The sequence below is a fragment of the Bacillus sp. VA15 genome (assembly GCF_055721145.1).
Window position 1 is genome coordinate 256,027 of the sequence record NZ_JBVQPQ010000003.1, and the last position, 25,590, is coordinate 281,616.

A 25,590-nucleotide genomic window follows, 5' to 3' on the forward strand; every position below is an offset into this window, starting at 1 on the left:
CTCCTTTCACACTTCATTTAGGAAACCGTTATGGTTTGTGTATTAAGAAATTCGAGCAAAATCCCTGCATTCCTATCTAGCGTTTCGCCCTGCAGCATTTCAGCGTGTGTTCCGAAGCCTCTTTTCACACGATAAGCACCTGTTGTTGCCTCTTCCCACGATGTAAGCCATTCCGGCATGTCAAAATCAGCGCCAGAAGTCAGCAGATCAATATCCGCTTTCACCTGACCTGTGCTGATCAGGTTGACGTAGTAAGAGTAGAAAGCGTGTGTTTTTTGCTTGAGGCCCTGTTTGACGGCTTCGCTGTTGAGCGCTTCATTGTCCCGGTTGACATTCATCAACGCTTCAACATCACTCTCAACCGTACGTCCGTCCAGATCACTGACACCTTGTTTTTTATAGGAATCCACCATGATGATCCGCTGAACAATGCGTCCTTGTTCCTCAAGCCTTTTGGCAGCTTCAAACGCCAGGCTGCACCCCGCTGAATACCCGAACAGTGTCAAAGGCCCTTCCGGCTGAAGCTTCTGAATCAAATCCGCATAGCGGTCAAGCCGGTCTTCCTCCTCAATAAAATCAAAGGCGTACAGCTTGTATGACGGCAGACGGCTGGACAGATTTTGGTACATGAGGCCATAGCCCAAAACCGGCGGAAATGCGAAAATGATCTGCTCCTGATCCTGATTCATTATCGTTACATCCTGCAATCCATCTGGGCCCCCGTTTTTCAAATACGCTGAAATACTGGCGATCGTCGGCGCTTCAAACAAAACCTTTACCGGGAGATCAATCCCGAGCTCTTTCTTGATGCGGGAAGCGGCGGTCATTGCCTTCAAGGAGTGCCCACCGAGCACAAAGAAATCATCATGAATGCCGACTTGCTGTCTGCCAAGAACCTCAGACCAGATTTGTGCGATCGTTTCTTCCGTCTCATCTCGTGGCCCGATCCATTCTTCCGCCAGCTGATCCTGATCCGGTTTTGGCAGCAGACGTTTATTGACCTTCCCGTTTGTCGTTAAAGGAAGCTCGTCCAAGAAAGTAAAGGTTTGCGGCACCATGTAAGCAGGAAGCTGTTTTTTCAGGTGCGCCTTTACGCCTTCAGCTGAAAGCTGCGTCCGGCTCACGAGGTAGGCGTTGATTGATGCATCGCCAGACTCATGGCGATCTGCCACAACGACCGCATCTTTCACACCTGGATATTCCTGCAGCTGCTTTTCGATTTCTTCAAGCTCAATCCGGTGTCCGCGTATTTTGACCTGGTCGTCAATCCGGCCAGCATATTCAATCGTTCCGTCCGGCAGCCAGCGTGCTAAGTCCCCTGTGCGGTAAAGCGTTTCTCCCGGTTTGAACGGGTTCGTGATAAATTTTTGCTTCGTCAGGTCATGACGGTTTACATACCCTTTAGATACGCCCATTCCGCTGATGCACAGTTCACCGACCGCCCCGAATGGCTGGAGCTGGTTTTGCTCGTTGAGAATATAAACACTGGCATTGCTGATCGGCTTTCCGATCGGCAATGAGGAGATGGAATCCGGTATATCATGCACGACGTGAGCGGTCGCAAACACCGTTCCCTCAGTCGGCCCGTAGCAGTTAATCAGCTTGCCCGGCCCCATGATTCGCAGCGCTTTTCTGACGTGAGGCACAGACGCACGCTCTCCGCCAAATAACACGCAGCGAAGGCCTCTCATCCAATCCTCTCCCGCATCTATGAGAAGATTGAATAGAGCAGTTGTCGCAAACATGACATTGACATTCTCCTGCTGGATCAAATCTGTGAGCCGTTCTGTATCAAGCAGCGTATGTTCATCTGCGATAATGAGCCTTGCCGCATTTAATATTGAAGCGTAGAAATCAAAGGTAAACGCGTCAAAGGCATAATTCGAAACAGATAAGAACGTATCTTTTTCAGAAAATGCCATGTAGTCTACGTGCTTGACCAATCCTTGAATATTGGCATGAGTGGTGATATTGCCCTTCGGCTTTCCGGTTGTGCCGGACGTGTACATGATATATGCCGGATCATCGGGTTCAATCGCGATTGCTGGGTCGCTTTCCTGTTCTGCAAACCGTGTTTGATCATCGATGAAGAGCGTTGTTCCTGTATACGGCAGCTGAGCCGCTTTTTCTTTCATCTCCTGATGTGTCAGCAGACAGGCTGCCGCACTGTCAGTCAGCATATATGAAATTCGGTCCTCAGGCAGCTTTGGATCAACCGGCAGATAAGCCGCTCCTGCCTTTAATACGCCGAGAATGCCGATCACCAGTTCAAGCGAACGCTTCGTGTACAACGCTACAACGGAGCCTTTGCCCACGCCTTGCTTTTGCAATCGGCGTGCAAGGCGGTTTGCTTCCTCATCTAATTCGCGATAGGAAAGCGTCTGGCCGGAATACGCAAGCGCCGGTGCGTCCGGATTGACGTTCACCGCTTCCTTGAACCACTTCGTCAGAGGCTTTGCCTCATGAGTTTGAGCCGGCGGGTTTAAGCCAGTAAGCAGAAACGCTCTCTCCTTGTCGTCAACGAGATTGATCGTGCTGACAGGCTGATCCGGCTTTTCGATAAGCTGCTGAATCGATGTGAGAAGCTGAGATTTCAGGCGCAGGATAAACGCCTCATCAAACACATTCTCGTTATAGGCTAGCTTAATCAGCATCTCATCCCCCGGGGAAGCCATCAGGTTAAGATCATAATTCGACTTCTCAAAAACATGTACATCCTCCATATCAAAGCCGTTTTCACTGTTTTCTTCATTTTTTGCATCCTGTAGCGGATAATTTTCAAAGACAATGATGTGGTCAATCAGTTTTGGCTGATCGGCCTGTGTTTGGATGTCATAGAGCGGCACATATTGATGCGGCTCAGACTGAAGCGATTGCTCCTGCAGCTGCTTGAGCAAACCGTTAAATGTGATATCCTCAGACAGTTTCACACGTCTTGGGACAACGTTGATAAACAGCCCGACCATATGTTCAACGCCTTTGATTTCCGCGGGACGCCCGGAAACGACTGTGCCGAAGGTCAAATCATTAGACTGCTGATAGCGGCTGATCAATACGCTCCAGACTGCCTGAAGTGCTGTACTCATAGTGGTATGCTGCGATTTAGCAAGCTCGGTAAAGGCCTTTGTTTCCGCCTCCGGCAGTGAGAAGAGCAGTTCTTTCGGCTCGTAGCCGTCTGTTTGTTTCTTTCTTTGCTCCGCGAACGTCGTCTGTCCTTCAAAATCCTCTAAGTACTCTCGCCAGTAACGCAGTGATGCTTGTTTATCCTGCTTTTCAAGCCACTTGATATAGTCTTTATACGGTTTGACAGGCGGCAAACTGTACGGCTTTTGTTCACGCAGGGCATTGTATACCTTGAACAGATCCTGCACGACGATGCCGAAGCACCAGCCGTCCAAAATAATGTGGTGGTAGCTCCACACCCATTCAAAGCTTTCTTCAGCTTTTTTGAAAATGGCTGCCCGCATGGGAATATCCCGCGTCAAATCAAAACCCCTGATCTTATCCTGTTCTTTGTATTTATTGATTTTGGCTGTTTGCTCGCTGTCCGTTAAGTGTGTCAAATCGATTTCTTCTATATGAAACTGGCGTTTTTTCAATACGACTTGGACAGGCCTTTTTACTTTTTCGTGAATGAACACGGTACGAAATACATCGTACCGGTCCATGATCACATTCATGCTTTCTTCAAGACATTTGATATTCAAGCTGCCTTTTACTTTCATCGTGATTTGTTCAAGGTAAAAGCTCTGGCCGGGATTCAGGATGGTATGAAACAGCATCCCTTCCTGCATCGGCGATAGGTAATACATATCTTGAACCTGATCCTTGCTAAATTGACTCATATGCTTCGCTCCCGCCTTCTGTAATTCCCTTGCGTTTTATTTTAAATTCTCCTCAAGCATGTCAAAGATATCGCCCATCTCGTCCATTCCAAGGTCTTCAGCACTGAAGTCGCTTGGCGTGAATTCCTTCTCTTCTTTTTCCGTACAATGGCGGATCAGCATCAGGAGATTTTCTTTAAACCGTTCCATTTGCTCCTCGACTGTAGCTCTTTCAAACTCCTTCTCATTGTAGGAGCAAGAAAGCACAAACCGGCTGTTTCTGACCATGCCGCTGAAGCTTAAAGCGTACAGTGCTTCTGATTCCTCGCTTACTTGGCGCCCCATATCGAAAGCGGACGGCTCAAAGAAGTCGGTTTTCACCTCACTGTCGAATTGGCCTAAATAGTTGAAGCTGATTTCTGGCGTGAAGCCCTTTGTTTCCGCTGTTTCTGTGACATAACGGAGAATGCCGTAGCCAACACCTTTGTCCGGAATGCGGCGCAGGTTTTCTTTGACTGTTTTGATCACGGCTGAGGCATCTGCTTCAGACATGTCGAGCACAACAGGATATTGTGCCGTAAACCAGCCGACCGTTCTGGAGATATTCACATTCGGGATGATGTCCTCCCGTCCGTGTCCCTCCAGGTTAATGCCGATTTTGGCACCGTCTGTCCATTCTTTCATCGTTAAACCGAGCGCGCTGAGAAGAATATCATTGATCTCGGTTCCATATGGCTGATGAACATCCGTTAAGAGATGTTTGGTGTCCTCTTCCGTTAATTCACAAATGACGGATTTTGTATGCTTGACGATCCGCTGCTCTGTTTCGTAGTCCTTCGGCACAGGAGAAACCTGTTCAGCGTCAATTTGCGACCAGTATTCAGCCTGCTGTAAAAGATCTGCTGATTGGCTGAATGCCGCCAGTTCTTCCGCCCAATCCTTGAAGGAATTTGTTTTTTGCGGGAAGACAATGCTCCCTTCCTTTTCAGCCTGCACGTAGCCTGAAGCAAAATCTTCAAGCAAAATCCGCCATGATACGCCGTCGACCACGAGATGGTGTACAGCGATGAGCAGGTGATCGCCAGCTTCCGTACGGTATTGCTCCGCCTTCAGAAGCGGTCCGTTTTGCAGATCGAGACTGCTTTGCAGCCTTTCCGCAAGAATCTTGATCTGGCTTTTCAGCATCTCTTCATCAGTGCCGTACAGATCCACGATTTCGAAGCTGACCTTGCTTTCGCCGATTGGTTTATATGCTTGAATGATCTCTCCGTCTTCCTCACGGTAGACCATGCGGAGCGCGTCATGATGTTCGATCAGCGCCTGCAATGTTTTCTCCACCCGTTCAGGATCAAAGCCCTTCGCGGCGTGAAGCATCACTGATTGGTTCCAGTGGTGCTTGTTCGTGAAGTTCTTTTCAAAGAACCAGCGCTGAATCGGCGTCAGAATGACTTCGCCCTCCACCGGGCCTTGGTCTGCTTGTTTGCCTTCTGCACGCTCCACGTATTGGGTCAGCTCCTCGATCGTCGGGTGCTGGAAGAGATCTTTCATCTCCAGCTTCCAGCCGTGCTGGTTCAAGCGGCTCGCCATTTGGATTCCTTTGATGGAATCTCCGCCAAGCGAGAAGAAATTGTCGCTGACACCGATCTCCGAAATGCCGAGCACGTCCTGCCAGATGCCGGCAAGCAGCTCTTCCATATCCGTTGTCGGCGCTTTGTATTCTCCGCTTCCCGCTTCGATATCTGGCTCAGGCAAGGCTTTGCGGTCAACCTTTCCGTTTGCCGTAACTGGAAGCTCGTTCAGCGTCACCCAGAACGCCGGAATCATGTAGTCCGGCAGGGTTTCTTTCAACGAAGACTTTAATGCTTCTATGTCAGCTGTTTCCGGTGTGACGTACGCCGCGATCGCTGTATTGCCGCCTTTATCCTTCACGGCTGTTACCGCCGCATCCTGCACCTCAGAAAGCTGGGCGAGCTGGACTTCGATTTCCGAGAGCTCGATCCGGTAGCCGCGGACCTTGACCTGCTGGTCGATCCGGCCGATGTATTCGATGCCGCCGTTCACCCATTTCACCAAATCGCCGGTGCGGTACATGCGTTCACCCGGCACAAACGGATCAGCGACAAACCGCTTCGCGGTTTCGTCTTCTTTATTCAGATAGCCTCGCGCCAATCCGCGTCCCGCCACGCAAAGCTCTCCGGCTACGCCTTCCGGCTGTACCTGATTGCCCTCGCCAAGAATGTACACTCTCGTATTGGCGATCGCCTGCCCGATGGAAAGCGAGCCTTCCTCCGGATTGATCTCTGTACTTGTGGCAACGACCGTATTTTCAGTCGGCCCGTAGTTGTTAACGAGCGTGTACGGCTGTTTCACGGCACGCTTCAGTTTGTCTCCGCCTGTCAGCAATACGCGGAGTGATGTGTTCTCAAGCTCCATGAACTGTTCCGCCAGCTGTGTCGGCAAGAAGGTGATCGTTACGCCGTTCGTTTCGAAATAGTCGTTCAGGCGAACGATATCAAGTCGGATGGCTTCATCTATGACGTGAAGCTCGGCGCCGATCGTCCAGGTCGGGAACATCTCCCAAATGGAGGCGTCGAATCCGAAGCCCGCGTACTTCGCACTGCGGTCCTCCGCTGTCATGCTGAACGCGTCGTGGTGCCAGAAGCACAGGTTCACAAGCGCATGGTGCTCGACCATGACACCCTTCGGCTGTCCGGTCGTTCCAGACGTGTAAATCATGTACGCCAGGTTCTCGGCGTTTGTATCCGTCTCTGGATTTTCCTCATCGTTTTCATCAAGCGGCAGGCTCAGAATCGTACGGTTGCCATCAAGAAGAATGATCTCTCCCGTATAGCTGTCCGGCACTGCGATGCCTTCCTGTTTCAAGAGAAGCTTCGCACCGCTGTCTTGTAAAATATAGTCAATCCGCTGATCCGGATAGTCAGGATCAATCGGCACAAACGCCGCTCCCGCCTTTAAGACGCCGAGCACCGCGGCGGACATTTCCAGCGACGGCTTCGTGAGAACGCCGACGCGCTCATCCGGGCTGATACCGCAGTCGATCAGAATCCGGGCAAGACGGTTCGCCTTCGCATTCAGCTCGCCGTACGTCCACGACTGGCCGTTATATGTAACAGCCGGGCGGTCTTTGTGGCGCTGGGCAGTCTCTTCGAATAGCTGATGAACGGTTTTGTCTGTCGGCACAGGCAGCGTTTTGCCCGTCCATGCCTCGAGAAGCGTTTGTTTTTCTGGTTCAGTGACGAGTGACAGGCTGGAAAGCGGCTGGTTCGGATTTTCCGCGACAGCTTTTAGTAAACGCAGAACGTATTCGCTCCATTTCTCAGCCGTTTCTTTTGAGAACAGATCAGTCGCATATTCGAGCTGCAGACCGATGCCGTTTTCATCAGTGAATCCGCCTAATGTCAGATCAAACTTAGACGTTCCCTGATGGGACTCGTAAGGTGAAATGCTTAGATTCTGCAATGTAAGCTGTTCTTTATCAGGATTTTCTGTCGTCACCATCACGTTAAACAATGGATTTCGGCTCATATCCCGAGGGAGATCAAGCTGATTGACTAAGTCCTCAAACGGATATTCCTGATGCTCCAGCGCTGACAGGTTCGTCTGCTTCGCTTGCTCCAAGAGCTCTGCAAATGTTTGCTGTTCTTCCGCTTCCATTCTTAAGGCAAGCGTATTGACGAACATTCCCGGCATGTCTTGGACATCAGCATTCATCCGGCCGGCAGTAACGGAGCCGATGACGATATCCCGCTGTCCGGAAATTTTGCTTAAAAAGACGTGGAAAACAGCGTGAAGCACCATGTGCAAGGTCGTTCCGGTTTCTGCGAGCAGTTTTTCTACCGCCTTTGCCGTCTCGCTTCCCGTACGGAAACGGACCGTGTCCCCTTTAAAGCTTTGCACAGGCGGACGGGCGAAATCGAGCGGAAGATCAAGCTCCGGCAGCTCGCCTGAAAGAACCGAGAGCCAGTACGCCTCATGCTCCTTCATCCGTTCCTTTTGCTCAGCTTCATTTTGCCAAACGGCGAAATCCTTATAATGAAGCGCCGGCTCTGGAAGCTGCTCTCCTTTGTAAAGCAGCGCCAATTCTTTTACAAAAATGCCTCTTGATACCCCGTCTGCGATGATGTGATGCATATCTAAAAGCAGCAAATGTTTTTTCGCTTCTATGCGAAGCAATGCTGCGCGAATGAGCGGTGCGCCGTTTAAGTCGAATGGCCGGATAAAGTCCTTGATCTTTTGTTCCGCTTCATCTTCTTTCGCTTCAAACACATGAAGATCAATCGCCGCCTTCTCAATAATGCGCTGAACAGGCTCACCGTTTGCTTCCATAAATGATGTCCGCAATGACTCGTGGCGGTTTACAAGCTGATTGAGTGAGTCGCGCAGACGTGAAATATCAAGCTCGCCTTCCATCAGAAGAACAGATGGCATATTGTAGCTGATCGTCTGCCGGTCAAGCTGATTCAGTACATACATCCGTTTCTGCGCGGATGACAGTGGGTACATATCCTGTTTGTCAGCCGGTTTGAGCACGTGATGGCCGCCTGAAACTGACGATGCCTCCATGCAAGCCGCAAGCTGGCGAACAGTCGGCTGCTCGAACAGCGCTTTAAGCGGTACGGTTTTCTCCAATTCAGCCTGAATGTTGGCAATGAGCATCATCCCTTTTAATGAATGGCCGCCTAAATCAAAGAAATTGTCGTCGATGCCGATCGCTTCTATGCCAAGCGTTTTCTTCCAAATGCGGCATAGGCTCTCTTCAAGCTCTGTTTCCGGTGCGGCTGAGGTCCTGCGTCCGGATTGTTCCGTGTTCGGCTTCGGCAATGCGTTTCTGTCGGTTTTCCCGTTTGCCGTCAGCGGAATGGCGTCCACCTGCACAAAGAAAGCAGGAATCATATGAGACGGCAGTGTTTGTGAAAGCTGGTTGCGGAGCACTGCTTTTTCAATGGCTTGATCCGCCGTATAATACGCACAAAGCTCTTGAAGCCCGCCCTCGGAAACTGCTAGTACAACCGCTTCTTGAATTCCGCTGAGGCTGAGCATGACCGTTTCAATTTCTTTCGGCTCAATGCGATAGCCGCGGATTTTCACCTGATCATCAGCCCGGCCGATAAATTCAAGCGTACCGTTAGAAAGTCTCCGTACGACATCTCCGGTTTTGTACATGAGACTGCCCGGCGAATATGGATTTTCAACAAATCTCTCGGCTGTCAGCTGAGGCCTGTTGAGATATCCTCTAGCAAGCCCCTGTCCCGTGATATAGAGCTGGCCGCTCGCTCCCGGAGGCACAAGCTTTAACGCCTCATTTAAGACAAGCGCACCGGCATTCGCAATCGGCTGCCCGATTGTCGGGCATTGCGCGAATGCATCCGGTTCAGACAGATTAACCCGTCCGGCGATGGCGCCGATTGTTGCTTCAGTCGGGCCGTAATGATTGATAAATTCGGTATGTCCATACATCTTGCGGAAGGCCAGAACATCATTCGGGATGATTTTTTCTCCTCCCAAGACGATCAAGCGCAAGGATTCAAAGTTTGGCTCTTTTGTAAAGCTGGCCGTGTTCACCACCGTATGGAACAGAGACGGTGTCAGTTTGATATATGTGATCCCGTGTTCCTTGATATAACGCCCCATTTCATCCGGCGCCGTATAGGTTTCCTTCGGCACGATGTGGAGCTCGCCCCCTGCCAGAAGCACAGGGAACATGCTCGTATAGCCTAGGTCGAATCCGTAAGACGAAAGCAATACAGTTTTATCGGTTTCCGTCAGGCCCGCCTCTTCACTAAACCAAGAAACATAGTTTGTCAGATTGCGATGCTCGATCTGCACGCCCTTCGGCTTCCCGGTCGTACCGGACGTATAAATGACGTATGCAAGATTGCGAGATCCGGAGATCGGAGAGGGGCGCTCCTTACTCTCATTTCTCCATTTTGCATCATCAAGGTTGATGATTGTCCCTTCATATTGCCCAATGGCCGTCATGTTTCTTTCGTTCACGACCGCAATTCTCGCACCGCTGTCCTCTAATGAATAGCGGATTCGTTCCTCAGGCGTATCAGGATCAATCGGCAGGAAAGCTGCCCCCGCTTTCATGACACCAAGAATCGATACCATAACCTCAGCTGACCGATCCATGACAATTGCGACGATGTCTTCACTTCCTGCCCCTTGCGCACGAAGATGGTGCGCCAGCTGGTTCGCCTGTTCATCAAGCTCGCGATAGGTCAGCAGATTTCCCCCAGACCTCACCGCAGAATGATCAGGTGTTTGCTGGGCCTGTTCTTCGAAAAGAGCTGCAAAGGTTGCTTCAGTAATTTGAGTCATATGTCTTTCTTCAAGCAAAGCAGCCGTTTCTGCTGGGGAAAGCAGGTCTACATCAGACAGCCGAACGTTCGGATTAGCTGCGGCCGCTTTGATGATATTGACAAAGTGGCTGCTCCAGCGCCTAATCGTCTCGTCCTTAAACAGGGCAGTCGCATAGTCAAAGCTCAGGCCGATATCCTCTTCTCGCTCGACCGCTTCCAAGGAGAGATCAAATTTCGCCACGTGATGAAGCATGGAGTATGAAGAAATCTTCAAATCTCCTAATCGCAACGATGGAATCTCCATGTTCTGCATATTGAACATCACGCTGAACAGCGGACTTCGGCTTGTATCCCTTGTAAGCGGAAGCTTTTCAATCAGCTCCTCAAGGGGATAGCTCTGGTGCTCGAATGCTTGAAGGCTTGCTGTTTTGACTTCTTCAAGGAATTGCGCAAAGGTTTTATCTCCCGCAGGCGCCGTTCTTAGTGCGACCGTGTTGACAAACATCCCCGGCACACCTTGCAGATCAGGATGTGTTCTTCCCGCAGTCGGCGAGCCGACAATGATATCGTCCTGTGACGCGTACTTAGAAAGGAGTACATTGAACGCCGCCAGCAAAAACATATACATTGTCGTATCCGTTTCTGCCAAGAGTGACTTGATTTGAGCCGACATCTGTTTATCAAGCCCAAACATCACGCGCTCTCCAGCAAAGCTCCGTTCAGCAGGCCGCTCGAAATCCGTCGGAAGATCAAGAATCGGCAGCTCCCCTTTAAAGGTATCGAGCCAGTATGCCTCATCCTTTTGATGATCAGCATGTTCTTTATGCCAAACAGCGTAATCTTTATAGTGAATTTGCGGCTGCTCAAGATCAGCGCCTTGATACATTTTGGCGAGATCACCGATCAGAATGCCTGTTGAACTGCCGTCAGTAATGATATGGTGCATATCAATCAGCAGCAGGTGGCGTTCTTCTTCAAGCTGGACAAGCTTCGAACGGACGAGCGGCGCGCGGTTTAATTCAAACGGCTGAATGAACGCTTTGATCATTTCCTCCGCGTCTTCTTCCCGTCCCTTGGCAGCCTCCAGCTGGAACGATATGTTTTTATGAACGGTTTGTATAACTTCTCCGTCGATCATGTCAAACGATGTACGAAGGATTTCGTGCCGGTTGATTAATTGCTGAATCGCTTTTTCAAGCCGGTCTTTATCTACTTCTCCCTCCAGCAAAAGTACAGCGGGGACGTTGTAGCTTGTGTTTGCTTGTCCAAGCTGATTGAGGATATACATTCTCCGCTGGGCCGGGGATACAGGATAATGCTGCTGATAAGGTGCTTGCCTGATCGGTTCAAACGTCTGCTCCTCCTTGCTTTCATTCTCGTCCAAATACAGCGCCAGTTCTTGAATGGTCGGCTTTTCAAAGAGCACTTTAATCGGTACTTCCTTATGAAAATGCTCTTGGATTTTCGCCGTCATCATCATCGCTTTCAAAGAATGACCGCCGATCATAAAGAAGTTATCGGTAACGCCTGCTTTGACGCCGAGTATCCCTTCCCAGATCTCCGCTAATTTCTTTTCATTCTCTGTTTCTGGTGCTGCGTACTCCGGCTGCACGGCTTCTGATTGAGGCGCAGGCAGTTCTTTTTTGTTGATTTTTCCGTTTGGCGTGAGCGGCAGGCTGTCCATCTGAATCAAATGGGCAGGAACCATATAGTCAGGCAAAGACTGGGACAGCGTTTTTCTCAGCCAGCTCACAGACACTTCACGGTCCGCCGTAAAGTACGCGCAAATTTCATTTTCATCTGCTTCGTTCTTGCGGATGATCACTGCAGCCTCTGTCACATGCTCTGCCATGTTCAGTTCTGTTTCAATTTCGCCAAGCTCAATTCGGAAGCCGCGCACCTTCACTTGATTGTCGATTCTTCCTAAAAATTCGATATTGCCGTCCGGCAGCCATCTCGCCAAGTCGCCAGTGCGATAAATCCTTTCACCCGGTCTGAACGGATCTTCAAGAAATTGCTTCTCCGTCAGCTCAGGAAGATTGACATAACCTCGCGCTACCCCGTTTCCTCCGACACACAGCTCGCCGGGCGCGCCAATTGGCTGCAAACGCTGCTGCTCATCCATGATGTAGGCAGTCGAATTTCCGATAGGCTTCCCGATTGGAATAGAGCCGCTAAACTCACGGTCGATCAGAAAACTTGTTGAAAATGTCGTGTTTTCTGTCGGGCCGTATCCGTTCCACAACGAAAGCGACGGCGATGCCTGCTTCACTTTGCTGACAATATGCGGCACGAGCGCATCTCCGCCGATGATTAAATGGCGCAGTGTGCCGAACATGCCGGCATCCTTTGAAGCAAGCTGGTTGAATAAAGGTGATGTCAGCCACATGGTCGTGATTCTCTGCTCACGCAGGAATGCCGCAAATTGTTTCGCATCAAGCAACGTCTCTTTTTTGACCGGATAAAGCGCGGCGCCATTCAGCAGTGCGCCGAATACCTCAAACGTGCCGGCATCAAAGCTGACAGCTCCCGTTTGCGCCATGCGGTCCTCCTCATGAACAGGAACGTAACCGGCATTTTTGACGAGACGAAGAATACTTTTATGTTCAATCATGACGCCTTTCGGTTTGCCCGTCGAACCAGATGTATACATGATGTATCCCAAATCAGACGGTGCGGAAGACAGATTGAGATTGTCAGCAGCTTCGCACTCTTCAAAGCCGATATCCAGTGTAAGAACCGGCACTTGCAGCTGATGCGCCTGGTCTGTATAAGACTTTCCGGCCAATACCATCCGAATCGAGCTGTCCTCCGCCATGAAACGAAGACGATCTTCAGGAAGCGCTGGATCAAGCGGCACATAGGCGGCGCCTGCTTTTAACACAGCCAGCATGCCGACAACGGTTTCTGCTGAGCGATCGTTCATAATCGCAGCTGTTTCCCCTTTTTGAAGACCTTGTTCGACAAGCTTTCTCGCCAGACGGTTTGCCGCTGTATTCAGCTGACGGTATGTCAGCTCGGCTCCTTCATATACGACGGCAGTGCTTGCCGGTGTTCGCTGCGCTTGCTCTTCAAACACTTGATGAACGGCCATTCCTTCTGGAAATTCGGCTTTCGTCTGATTAAACACCTCGACAATTTGCCGCTGCTCTTCGTCTCCCACAAGCCCGTACTCACGGACAAAAGCGTCCGGCTGATCGACAGCCGCTTCCATCATGCGGGTAAGGTGCTCCGCTGCCCGTTCGATAAAAGCAGAATCAAAGGCGGCACCGTTATATTTGATTTTGACAGTCCACGTTTTGCCTGGATACACAATCAGATTGAAATCGAAGCTCGTTTGCTCAAATGCGCTTTCTACCTTGATAGAAAATCCGAGGCGGTCTTCCATGCTGCCGTTTTCAAGCTCTTGGTCAAGCGGATAATTTTCAAACGCGACCAGATGGTTCAAGAGATTGCCATCAAGAGCTGAGCGTTTTTGAATCTCATAGAGCGGCACGTAATCGAAGCGCTCCGCCTCAACTGCATGCTGCTGAACAGCTGAGAAAATATCAGCGAAAGCAGCATCACGATCAACTTTTACCCGCACCGGAATGGTATTGATAAACAGTCCTGCCATCGTTTCAATCCCGTTGATTTCAGATGGCCGGCCTGATACGACCGTGCCGAAGACAACGTCATTCGTAAAGTTGTATTTGCTGAGAACAATGCCCCAAACGGCCTGAAACAGGTTAGGTCCTGTCACTTGATGGCGGTTTGCGGTTTGCTGAATGCGGGCAACCAGTTTTTCGTCCCATGTAAATGAATATTCTTTGTTAACGTATTCGTCTTTTTTCTCAAGCAGGCGGCCCGGGAGCACGCTCGGCTGTTCAAAACCAGCCAAGCGTTCGCTCCAGTAGCTCTCCGCTTCTTCATTGTCCTGTTTTCCAAGCCACTTGATGTAGTCGGAATAAGGCTTTCCCTGACCGTTTGCCGGTGTTCGGCCTGCTCTGAGCACTTCGTAATTTTGGAACAGGCTTTTCATGAGTACGCCCATGCTCCAGCCGTCCATCATAATATGATGATTACTCCAGACAAGATACAGCTGATCTGCATCAAGACGGAAAACCGCCACCTTGAACAGCATGTCTTTTGCCAGGTTAAAACCTTGGCGCTGCACGTCTTGTTTATAACGCTCAATATGCTCTTTCTGGCGGTTTTGGTCCGCATGACTAATATCTTCATAGTGCACCTTTGTTTTGCGTTCCGCTAACACGACCTGACGCGGTTTTTGCAGCTGCTGATGCACAAATACCGTACGGAGAATATCGTATGACCGAATCAGTTCATTGACGCTTTTCTCAAAGATTTCAAGATCAAAAGCACCGTGAATTCCAAGCTCTAATTGTGTAAAATACGAGGATGAATGCGGATCAAGCATCGCATGATACAGCATTCCCTCCTGCATCGGTGTCAGTGCGTACACCTTTTGAATCGATTTTTTGCTCATATGCCACCTCTATTAGAAAATTTCCATTAATTTATCCAGTTCATCCAGCGTCAAATCGTCGTCGCCAAGGTCACTCGGCGTCAGTTCCGTTCCATCTTGAGATAGGCAATGTTCAATGATTCTGAGAAGATGGGCTTTAAAGCTGTCGCTGAATGTCTTTATCGTTTTTTCATGAAATTCAAGAGAATGATAGGCCATTGACATCGTCAGTTTTCCGTTTTCAATGTATCCGACAACATCGAGCGCATTCGGTTTTTCTGTTTCCGGGCTTAACGACTGTCCTGACGGCAGCTCTGATCTCTTGAACAAGCCTGCATCCGACATGTCATCGAACTGTCCTAAGTAGTTAAAGCTGACATCCGGCTGAATCGAGAACGCCACATCTTCTTTATGTTCCGGCGCCGTCAAATAGCGGAGAATGCCGTACCCGACTCCCTTATTCGGTACATGTCTGATATCTTCTTTCATTTGCTTCAGCTGGTAGCCCAGATCATCCGTATGCTTCATATCGAGCACCATCGGGTACATACTCGTAAACCAGCCGACTGTCCGGGAAATGGTCAGGTCTTCTATGATTTCTTCACGTCCATGCCCCTCTAAATGAACACTTACTTGATCCTGACCTGTCCACTCCTTCATCGCCAATCCGAATGCTGTCAGTAAAATATCATTCATTTCTGTGTGATATGCCTCATGCACCTTTGTGGTGAGCTGTTCTGTTTCTTCAGCAGTCAGCGAAAATTCGATTGTCTTTGTATGTTTCATTCGCTGATCACCAGATTCGCGATCCTTCGGAAGCTTTGCCGCGACAGTTTGTTCTTCAAGCTGTCTCCAATACTCTTTTTCTTTCAAAAAGGCTTTGGAATTCGCGAAGTCTTGTAATCTCTCTGCATACTCCGCAAATGAATGTGTTTTCTGCGGGAGAACCGGTTCATTGCTTTGCTCAAGCTGTGTATATACCGCGGCGAAATCCTCCAGTAAAATCCGCCACGACACGCCGTCAACCACTAAGTGGTGAATGGCAAGAAGCAAATGGTCTCCGTCTTCCGCTTGGAACAAGCCTGCTTTTAACAAGCCGCCTTCCTGCAAGTCGATGCTGCTCTGCAGCCGTTCCGCTTCTCTCTCTATGCGGTCTTCATGATCTTTTGCTTGGCCCTCGATTTGGATGATCTCCAATTGAGCTGAGTCAACTTCAAGTCCTCTGTTGTATTGAACGACCTCTTTCGTTCCCTCACGATAAACCATGCGGAGCGCGTCATGGTGCTCGATCAGTGCCTGCAATGTTTTCTCCACCCGTTCAGGATCAAAGCCCTTCGCGGCGTGAAGCATCACTGATTGGTTCCAGTGGTGCTTGTTCGTGAAGTTCTTTTCAAAGAACCAGCGCTGAATCGGCGTCAGAATGACTTCGCCCTCCACAGGCCCTTGGTCTGCCTGTTTGCCTTCGGCACGCTCCACGTATTGGGTCAGCTCCTCGATCGTCGGGTGCTGGAAGAGATCTTTCATCTCCAGCTTCCAGCCGTGCTGGTTCAAGCGGCTCGCCATTTGGATTCCTTTGATGGAATCTCCGCCGAGTGAGAAGAAATTGTCGCTGACACCGATCTCCGAAATGCCGAGCACGTCCTGCCAGATGCCGGCAAGCAGCTCTTCCATATCCGTTGTCGGCGCTTTGTATTCTCCGCTTCCCGCTTCGATGTCCGGCTCAGGCAACGCTTTGCGGTCAACCTTTCCGTTTGCCGTAACTGGAAGCTCGTTCAGCGTCACCCAGAACGCCGGAATCATGTAGTCCGGCAGGGTTTCTTTCAACGAAGACTTTAATGCTTCTATGTCAGCTGTTTCCGGTGTGACGTACGCCGCGATCGCTGTATTGCCGCCTTTATCCTTCACGGCTGTTACCGCCGCATCCTGCACCTCAGAAAGCTGGGCGAGCTGGACTTCGATTTCCGAGAGCTCGATCCGGTAGCCGCGGACCTTGACCTGCTGGTCGATCCGGCCGATGTATTCGATGCCGCCGTTCACCCATTTCACCAAATCGCCGGTGCGGTACATGCGTTCACCCGGCACAAACGGATCAGCGACAAACCGCTTCGCGGTTTCGTCTTCTTTATTCAGATAGCCTCGCGCCAGTCCGCGTCCCGCCACGCAAAGCTCTCCGGCTACGCCTTCCGGCTGTACCTGATTGCCCTCGCCAAGAATGTACACTCTCGTATTGGCGATCGCCTGCCCGATGGAAAGCGAGCCTTCCTCCGGATTGATCTCTGTACTTGTGGCAACGACCGTATTTTCAGTCGGCCCGTAGTTGTTAACGAGCGTGTACGGCTGTTTCACGGCACGCTTCAGTTTGTCTCCGCCTGTCAGCAATACGCGGAGTGATGTGTTCTCAAGCTCCATGAACTGTTCCGCAAGCTGTGTCGGCAGGAAGGTGATCGTTACGCCGTTCGTTTCGAAATAGTCGTTCAGGCGAACGATATCAAGCCGGATGGCTTCATCTATGACGTGAAGCTCGGCGCCGATCGTCCAGGTCGGGAACATCTCCCAAATGGAGGCGTCGAATCCGAAGCCCGCGTACTTCGCACTGCGGTCCTCCGCTGTCATGCTGAACGCGTCGTGGTGCCAGAAGCACAGGTTCACAAGCGCATGGTGCTCAACCATGACACCCTTCGGCTGTCCGGTCGTTCCAGACGTGTAAATCATGTACGCCAGGTTCTCCGCGTTTGTATCCGTCTCTGGATTTTCCTCATCGTTTTCATCAAGCGGCAGGCTCAGAATCGTACGGTTGCCATCAAGAAGAATGACCTCTCCCGTATAGCTGTCCGGCACTGCGATGCCTTCCTGTTTCAAGAGAAGCTTCGCACCGCTGTCTTGTAAAATATAGTCAATCCGCTGATCCGGATAGTCAGGATCAATCGGCACAAACGCCGCTCCCGCCTTTAAGACGCCGAGCACCGCGGCGGACATTTCCAGCGACGGCTTCGTGAGAACGCCGACGCGCTCATCCGGGCTGATACCGCAGTCGATCAGAATCCGGGCAAGACGATTCGCCTTCGCATTCAGCTCCCCGTACGTCCACGACTGGCCGTTATATGTAACAGCCGGGCGGTCTTTGTGGTGCTGGGCAGTCTCTTCGATTAGCTGATGAACGGTTTTGTCTGTCGGCACAGGCAGCGTTTTGCCCTTCCATGCGTCTAGAAGCGTTTGTTTTTCTGTTTCAGTGACAAGTGATAGGCTGGAAAGCGGCTGGTTCGGATTGCCGGTGACTGCATCTAGAAGCTGCATCCAGTATTGCTTCCATCGTTCGATTGTTTCAGGTTTAAACAGCGCTGTATTGTATTCAAGTACGAACGTAAGCCCTCCGTCCGTTTCGTCAGCCGTCAGTGTGATGTCAAACTTGGCCGTTTTCCGTTCAAACGGATGCGGCTCCAGCTGAATCCCTTTCATCGTTAGATCCTTGATATTCGCATTTTGCATCGAAAATACTGCGTCGAATAACGGATTTCTGCTCGTGTCACGCTGAACCTGTACGTTTCCGATCAGGTCCTCAAGCGGATAATCCTGCGCTTCAAAAGCATTGAGCGCGGTTTCTTTCACTTCGCTAAGATAGTCAGCAAACGTCTTTTCACCTTTCGGATACGTTCGCAGCGCCAACGTATTGACGAACATTCCGATGACGCGGCTGACGTCAGCTTGGGATCGTCCGGCTACCGGTGAACCGACGATGATATCGTGTTGTCCGCTCAGTTTTGATAAAAACGCACTGTATGAAGCCAGAAGCACCATGTACAGTGTTGAATCCGTTTCTTTTGCTAGTCTGCGCAGAGCATCAGCTTTTCCTGCTTCTAATGAAAATGCAATGCGGTCTCCCTCAAATGTTTGAACCGCAGGCCGGCTATAGTCAGTCGGTAGCGTCAGCACCGGCAACTCTCCGCCCAGCTCCTTCAGCCAATGCTCCTCTTGTTTCTTGTAAAGCTCAGACTGAATGAACTGCTGCTGCCACACGGCATAATCCTTATATTGAATGCGGAGCGGCTCAAGGGTTTCTCCGTCGTACAGCTTCGAAAGTTCATCAATCAGCACACCGACAGACGCACCATCAGAAATAATATGATGCATATCGAACAGCAGCACATGCTCAGTGTCTGAATGCTTGATCAGACCCATTCTGAACAGCGGGAGCCGATCCATTTTGAAAGGCCTGATAAACTCAGAAACGATCCGCTCTGTCTCTTCTTCTGCGGCTTCGAAATATGCCATCTCACAATCAGCTTCTTCCCAGATCCGCTGCACCGTTTCTCCATCTTTTATTTCAAACGTGGTTCTAAAGGCTTCATGGCGCTGCATTAACTGCTGCATGACGCTGTTAAGCCTTTCAACATCAAGCTCACCTGTAAGGCGCAGAACCGCCGGCATGTTATAGCTCGTTTGCGCTCCTTCAAGCTGCTGGAGCACGTACATCCGTTTTTGCGGTGAGGAAACAGGATACGAATCTTGTTTCTTAGCCGGGCTGATGCTGATGGCTGTCCCTTTTTCAGCAGAGGCAATTACCTGTGCTAGGCCCTCAACCGTAGGTGACTGGAAGAGATCTTTGAGTGACAGCTCAACACCCAGTTCCTGATGAACTAAGGCAAGCATCTTCATGCCTGCTAATGAATGTCCGCCGATGTCAAAGAAGTGGTCATAAACGCCGACCTGTTGAACCTGAAGCACCTGCGCCCAAATGTCTGCGAGTTTTTGTTCCGTTTCATTGCGAGGCGCAACATATGAAACACCTCTTGAGACGCTGGCATCAGGAAGCGGCAGCGCTCTCCGGTCGATTTTTCCGTTCCCGGTCAGCGGCAGCTCGTCCATTTGGATAAACACCGCAGGAACCATATAAGCGGGCAGGTCCTTTGCCGCATGTTCTCTCAGCTCTTGAGATGAGATTTCTCCCTCTCCGACAAAGTACGCGCAGAGCAGCTTGTCTCCCGCTCCTTGATCAACAGCAAGCACAACAGTCTCCTGAACGCGGTCATGGGTTTGCAGCTGATGTTCGATTTCTCCCAGCTCGATGCGCTGTCCGCGGATTTTCACCTGATGGTCGATCCGCCCGATAAATTCGATGTCGCCACTCGGCAGCCATCTGGCGAGGTCACCCGTTTTATACATGCGTTCGCCGGATGTGAACGGATGCGGAACGAATTTCTCCTCAGTCAGTTCAGGACGGTTGTAATATCCTTTCACGAGCCCTTCGCCGCTGACGCATAGCTCCCCGGCGATCCCGGCAGGCTGCACGTGTCCCGCCCGGTCAAGGATGTATACTTCCGTATTGCTGACCGGTTTTCCAATCGGAACAGACAGCGTATGCTCCTCCAATTCATCAACCGGATGATACGTCGCGAAAACCGTGCTTTCAGACGGCCCGTACATGTGAAGGAGCTTGCCTTTTCCGACAATTTGCAAAGCTTTTCTTACATGCTCGACCGAAGCCCGCTCCCCACCGAACATAATCTTGCGCAGCGTTGACAAGCACGCCGGATTCAAGTCCACAAGCAGGTGGAACAAAGCAGTTGTAATCATAAGAATGCTGATGTTCTCCCGCTCAATAACGCGAGACAGGCGAGCCATATCCAAAACTGTTTCTTTCGGTATCAGTACAAGCTTGGCACCGTTTAACAAAGAACCGAACATATCAAACATAAACGCGTCAAACACGTAATTGGAAAGTCCGAGAATCGTATCCTGTTCTGTAATGTTGAGATAATTCGTTTCCTTCACCGTGCGCAGAATATTGGCATGTGTCACGATATTTCCCTTTGGTGTTCCTGTCGTTCCGGAAGTATACGTCAGGTTGGCCATCGCCGCTGAATGAAGAGGCAGTGCGAGATTTTGCGCATCGGCATGATAGCTTTCTTCCTCATCTGCAAGCACGATAACGCCGTCGAATTCCGCTTTTTCTGCTAAGGCCTTTAATTTTTTCTGCGTGAGAAGCACCTTTGCTCCGCTGTCACGGAAGAAATGCTGCATCCGCTGAATCGGATGTTCCGGATCAATCGGAACATAAGCCGAGCCAGCTTTTAAAACTGCGAGGATCGACACAATCATGTCCATTGACCGCTCGCACAAGACAGCCGCTGTTCTGCCTTCGCCTGCCCCGAGAGAAAGAATGCCGCGCGCTAAACGATTGGCCCGTTCATTCAGCTCATGATAGGTAAGTGATTTGCCTTCATATTGAAGTGCCGGATGGTCTGGCGTTTTCGCCGCTTGCTCTTCAAACAGCTGAACAATCGTTTTATCTTTCGGATAAGGTGTTCTGCCCGGGTTAAACTGCTGAATTTGCGATGCAGCCTCCTCTTCAGAAAGAAGCTTGTACTCAGAAATCTGTTTTTCAGGCTCAGCCGCAGCATCTTCAAGCAAACGCGCAAAATGGTTGAGCAGCCTGTCAGCCGTGCTTTGTTTAAACAGCTTCGTGCTGTAGTCCAAATCAAGTTCAATGCCTACATCGGTCTCTCTCGCCTGTATCGTTAAATCAAATTTGGCAATCTTGAAGTTGGTCTCATGAACAGACACGGACAGATCGCCGACAGCCGGAATACCCTCTGTCGCATTTTGAAGACTAAACATCGTGTCAAACAGCGGATGTCTGCTTACATCACGCGGAATGTTCAAATCTTCAACAAGCCACTCAAACGGATAGTCCTGATGAGAAAAGGCATCCAGCACCTGTTTGCGGACACGGGTGATCAAATGGGTAAACGTCTCGTCCTGCTTCACTTCACTGCGAATCGCGAGCGTATTGACGAACATCCCGACAATACCCTCTGTATCGGAGTGGTTTCTGCCCGCAGACGGTGTGCCGACAATGATGTCATCCTGTCCCGTATACTTTGACAAAAGCGTATAGTAAGCGGACAGCATCACCATATACAGCGTGGCGCCATTTTGTTCAGCCAAACGATTTAAACGATCCTTTAATCCCGCATCCAGCTTGATTGATACCCGATCTCCATCAAAACTTTGAACAGGCGGTCTCGGGTAATCGGACAGAAGCTGAAGCACCGGAAGCTCACCCGCAAAGGCTTCCTTCCAATACGCCCGGTCCTTCTGGTACCCTTCAGCAGCCTGGCCGCTTTGCCACACAGCGTAATCCTTATATTGAAGACGAAGCTCAGGAAGCTGTTCGCCTTTGTATATCCGTGCTAACTCCTCCAAAATAATGCCGATGGACACACCGTCAGAAATCAAATGATGCATGTCAAACAGAAGCATATGACGGTTCTCTTCAAGCTCCATCAAGCCGATTCTGAACAGCGGTGCTTTCGCCAAATCAAATCTCCGGACGAATGAAGTCATAATTGCCTCATCTGAGCGGCCGCCTCTTTCAATCATCTCGATGTTGAAATCGACGCTGTCATGAATTTTCTGTCTCGGCGTACTGTTTTCAAGAATAAATGACGTTCTCAAAGACTCGTGGCGGCGGATTAACCCTTGAAATGCGTGCTCCAGCTTTTGAATCTCTAAAGGCCCTTCCAAAATCGCTGCCGCTGGCATGTTGTACCCAACACCCGCATCCTCGAACTGGCTGACGATATATGTTCGCTGCTGTGCTAAGGAAAGCGGGTAATGCTCCTGTTTTTCAGCAGGTTCAATCGCTGCAAATTCCCGGATTTCTCTGTGTTTGGCTTCCTCCGCAAGAGCCGCAATCGTCGGATGCTCAAACAAGTATTGAAGCGGAATGTCAGCGCCTGTTTCCTTATGAATCTTTGTTAAAAGCGTCATGGCCTTCAATGAGTGTCCGCCCGTTTCAAAGAAATTGTCAAAGATCCCCGCCTTCTCAACATTCAGCACGTCTTGCCAAATGGCTGCGATTGCTTTTTCCGTATCATTGCGCGGCGCGGTATAGGCCGTTCCACTGACCGCCTTCACCTCTAATGCAAACAGCTTGCGGCGGTCCACTTTACCGCTTGGCGTGAGCGGAATTTCTGTCACTTCTGTAAAGTAAGCCGGCACCATATAGTCTGGAAGCTGTCTGGCCGTATGCTCCCGCAGGCTGGCCGGAGTAAATTCACTGCCAGTCTTCTGCACAACATATGCGCAAACCTCAAGATTTCCCTGTTCATCAGGACGTGCCAAAACAACGGCTTTCATAACGTTTGGCGCCTGCTGAATCACGGCTTCAATTTCTCCAAGCTCAATCCGGTATCCGCGGACTTTGACCTGGTCATCCTCTCTGCCTAAATATTCGATTGTTCCATCTGGCAGCCAGCGCACCACGTCTCCGGTCCGGTACATGCGATCGCTTGGCACAAATGGATCTTGTAAAAACTTCTCAGCCGTCAATTCAGGCAAATGTAAATAGCCTCGGCCAACACCGTCACCTGCGATATAAAGCTCGCCAGCCACGCCTTCCGGCTGCAGCCTGCCTTTTTGATCCAAAATATATAAGCGGTTATTCCCCAGCGCTTTCCCGATTGGCACATATGCTGATTGAACGGCACTCTCTGGGATAACCGGATGAACGGACGCGTCAACACACGTTTCAGTCGGCCCGTATACATTGGTCAAACGCGGTGCTGTGCCTGCTTCTTTAAACAGCTTCAGCAGCTTGTCCGCAACAACAGATGATAGGCCCTCTCCTCCGATCAGCATATGCTTCAGCTTAAGGCCTTCAAAATCGCCCGCCGCGATCAGCATTTGCAGATGGGCAGGTGTTCCGTCCGTCGCTTCAATGCTGTGCCTGCGATAATATGCAGCAAGGGCAGATCCGTTTGTCACTGTTTTCTTAGGTACGATATAAAGGGTTTGTCCCAAAAGAAGCGACGCGAAAATCTGCTTCACTGACGCATCAAAGTGAAACGGCGCAAGCAATGCCATCCGCAGTGTTTGGCTGCTGCTTTGATAAATCGTCTGCTGCAAAGATTCAACCAAGTGTTGAACCTGGCGATGCTCGATCATAACACCTTTCGGACGCCCGGTTGTTCCCGATGTGTAAATAATGTAGGCAAGGTTCCGTGCGTTCACACCTGCATTCAGGCTTTCGTCTGCACCTTCCGCAATCGCCTGATCAAAATCAATCAGTTCCGCATCGGCTGCAGGAGCCGCAACCTTCGATTCAGTCAGGATGAAGTCCGCACCGCAGTCCTCTAAAATATATTGAATACGCTCCGCCGGAAAAGCGGGATCAATCGGCACATATGCCCCGCCGGCTTTTAAAATCCCCATGATAGACGTAATCATCCGTTCAGAGCGTTCGATTAGAACCGCGACAGGACTGTCCGGGCCAACTCCTTTCTGTTTCAGCACATTGGCGATGCGTGCAGATTGTTCATGTAACGTTTGATAGGACAATGTGCGATCTTCAAATACAACCGCTGGATAATCAGAAAGTTGCTCAGCCTGTTCTTGGAACAGCTCTGGAATCGTCATATCCTTACGATAGCTGACAGATTCACCGCCGGCCCTCGCAAGCAGCTTCTCTTTCTCCGCTTCAGCAATCAGCGTCAATTCATCAATTGCATCATCTGGATGCGATAACGCGTTCTCCAGCATCGTAATCATGCGTTCACAAACAATTTTGATTTCTTCACGTGAAAATAAATCAGTTCGGTAATCAAAATCAATGGTGAGTTTTCCAGTATCCCATCGATCCTTTACATGAATCGAGACATCATTTAATCCGCTGCCGCTGAAAATCGGCTCAGTCAAAAAGGCAAGATCCTCTTCTTTCTGCCACTGCATCACCTGATATTCAAGAGAAACCGTAAACAGCTTGGTCAGAGAGCTCTTTGTTTCACGTAAATCGTTGATCAGGAGGTTATACGGATACTTTTGGTGACGAAGCGTCTTCATGAGATCCTTCATCCGGTCTTTGACAAAATCTAAAAACGACTGGCCGCCGTCTACGTTTGTACGAAGCGGCACTGTCGAAACAAACATGCCAAACATCTGCTTCTCTTTCGCATTTGTCCGGTTGCCCATAAAGGTTCCCGTCACGACATCATTCTGGCCACTGATTCTGTACAAATAGGCAGCAAGCACCGATTGAAACACTGAAAGAACACTGACCTTGTTCGCCTCACAAAACGATAGGATCTGCTGATGAAGCGCTTCAGGCACATCCTTAGAGAACCTCTCAGCATCTAAACTTCCTCCTGCGGAAGTATTTCGTTTCAGGGAAACAAGTTCAGGCACCGATTCGAATTGCTTGTTCCAAAACGCCTTATCCTTTTCAAACCGCTTCGATTGAGCATAGTCCTGTTCAGATAAAACATGATCGATAAATGAATGCGAGATTCCTTCTTTTGTTTCTGAGCCGCCGGCTAATTCTAAATAAATGTGCATAATCGCATTTCCGAGAATATTCATAGAGATTCCATCAGAAATCACGTGATGAACATTTGCGTAAAACCACACTTCATTTTCCTTTATGGTGAATATGGAAAAACGGAATAAGTCACAATCGTACAGCGGTAAAGGTTTTTTCGTTTCCTCCCGGCTCCATTGTGAAATAGACTCAATCGCATTCGGATCTTCAGTGGTGTCAGTATGTTTTATATCAACAGGCCGATACTCGCTTATATATTGAACAGGCTCTCCGTTTTCATCGAGCCGCAAACGAAGGCGCATGGCGTCATTTCTGCGGATAAACTCTTGAATCGCCTGCTCAACAAGCACCCAGTCAACCTTATCAGTTGAAACCAGCTTACCAATCCCCGCAAGATTCGAAATACTAGTGTGAGGATAAAATTTTTCTGTATACCAAATTCGTTTTTGTGCATCCGTTAAAGGATAAAAAGTTATTTCCATATTGTCATACCTCCCCTAATCTTCAATAAGCAGTGAACATGTGCAGCGTGTTTTCCCTTTCTTATCCATAAAACTTTTAATCCTTATGAACTAAAAGCCAAAAAAGCCCAAAGTACTACACTTAAAAAGCAGTGCATCCAAATAAAAAAACAGATTGCCGCTATCAAAACGGGCTGCCATC

3 protein-coding genes are annotated in these 25,590 nt (G+C 49.9%); all 3 read right to left on the bottom strand.

Annotated features, from left to right (window positions below):
• Window positions 1-17: 17 nt before the first annotated feature.
• Genes srfAC through srfAA form a run of 3 tightly spaced genes read right to left on the bottom strand, consistent with a single transcriptional unit; the run spans window position 18 to window position 25,409 of the window.
• A complete protein-coding gene (gene srfAC, locus AC0DBE_RS11115) occupies window positions 18-3,845 on the bottom strand; it encodes a surfactin non-ribosomal peptide synthetase SrfAC (RefSeq protein ID WP_472962143.1) in 3,828 nt (1,275 codons plus the stop codon).
• Window positions 3,846-3,881: 36 nt separating this feature from the next.
• Entirely contained in the window at window positions 3,882-14,633 is a 10,752-nt protein-coding gene (gene srfAB, locus AC0DBE_RS11120; RefSeq protein ID WP_472962144.1) for a surfactin non-ribosomal peptide synthetase SrfAB, read from the bottom strand.
• A 12-nt stretch (window positions 14,634-14,645) separates the two neighbouring features.
• Window positions 14,646-25,409 (bottom strand): surfactin non-ribosomal peptide synthetase SrfAA, encoded by a 10,764-nt coding sequence (gene srfAA / locus AC0DBE_RS11125; RefSeq protein WP_472962145.1) that lies wholly within the window; start codon window positions 25,407-25,409, stop codon window positions 14,646-14,648.
• Window positions 25,410-25,590 lie beyond the last annotated feature (181 nt).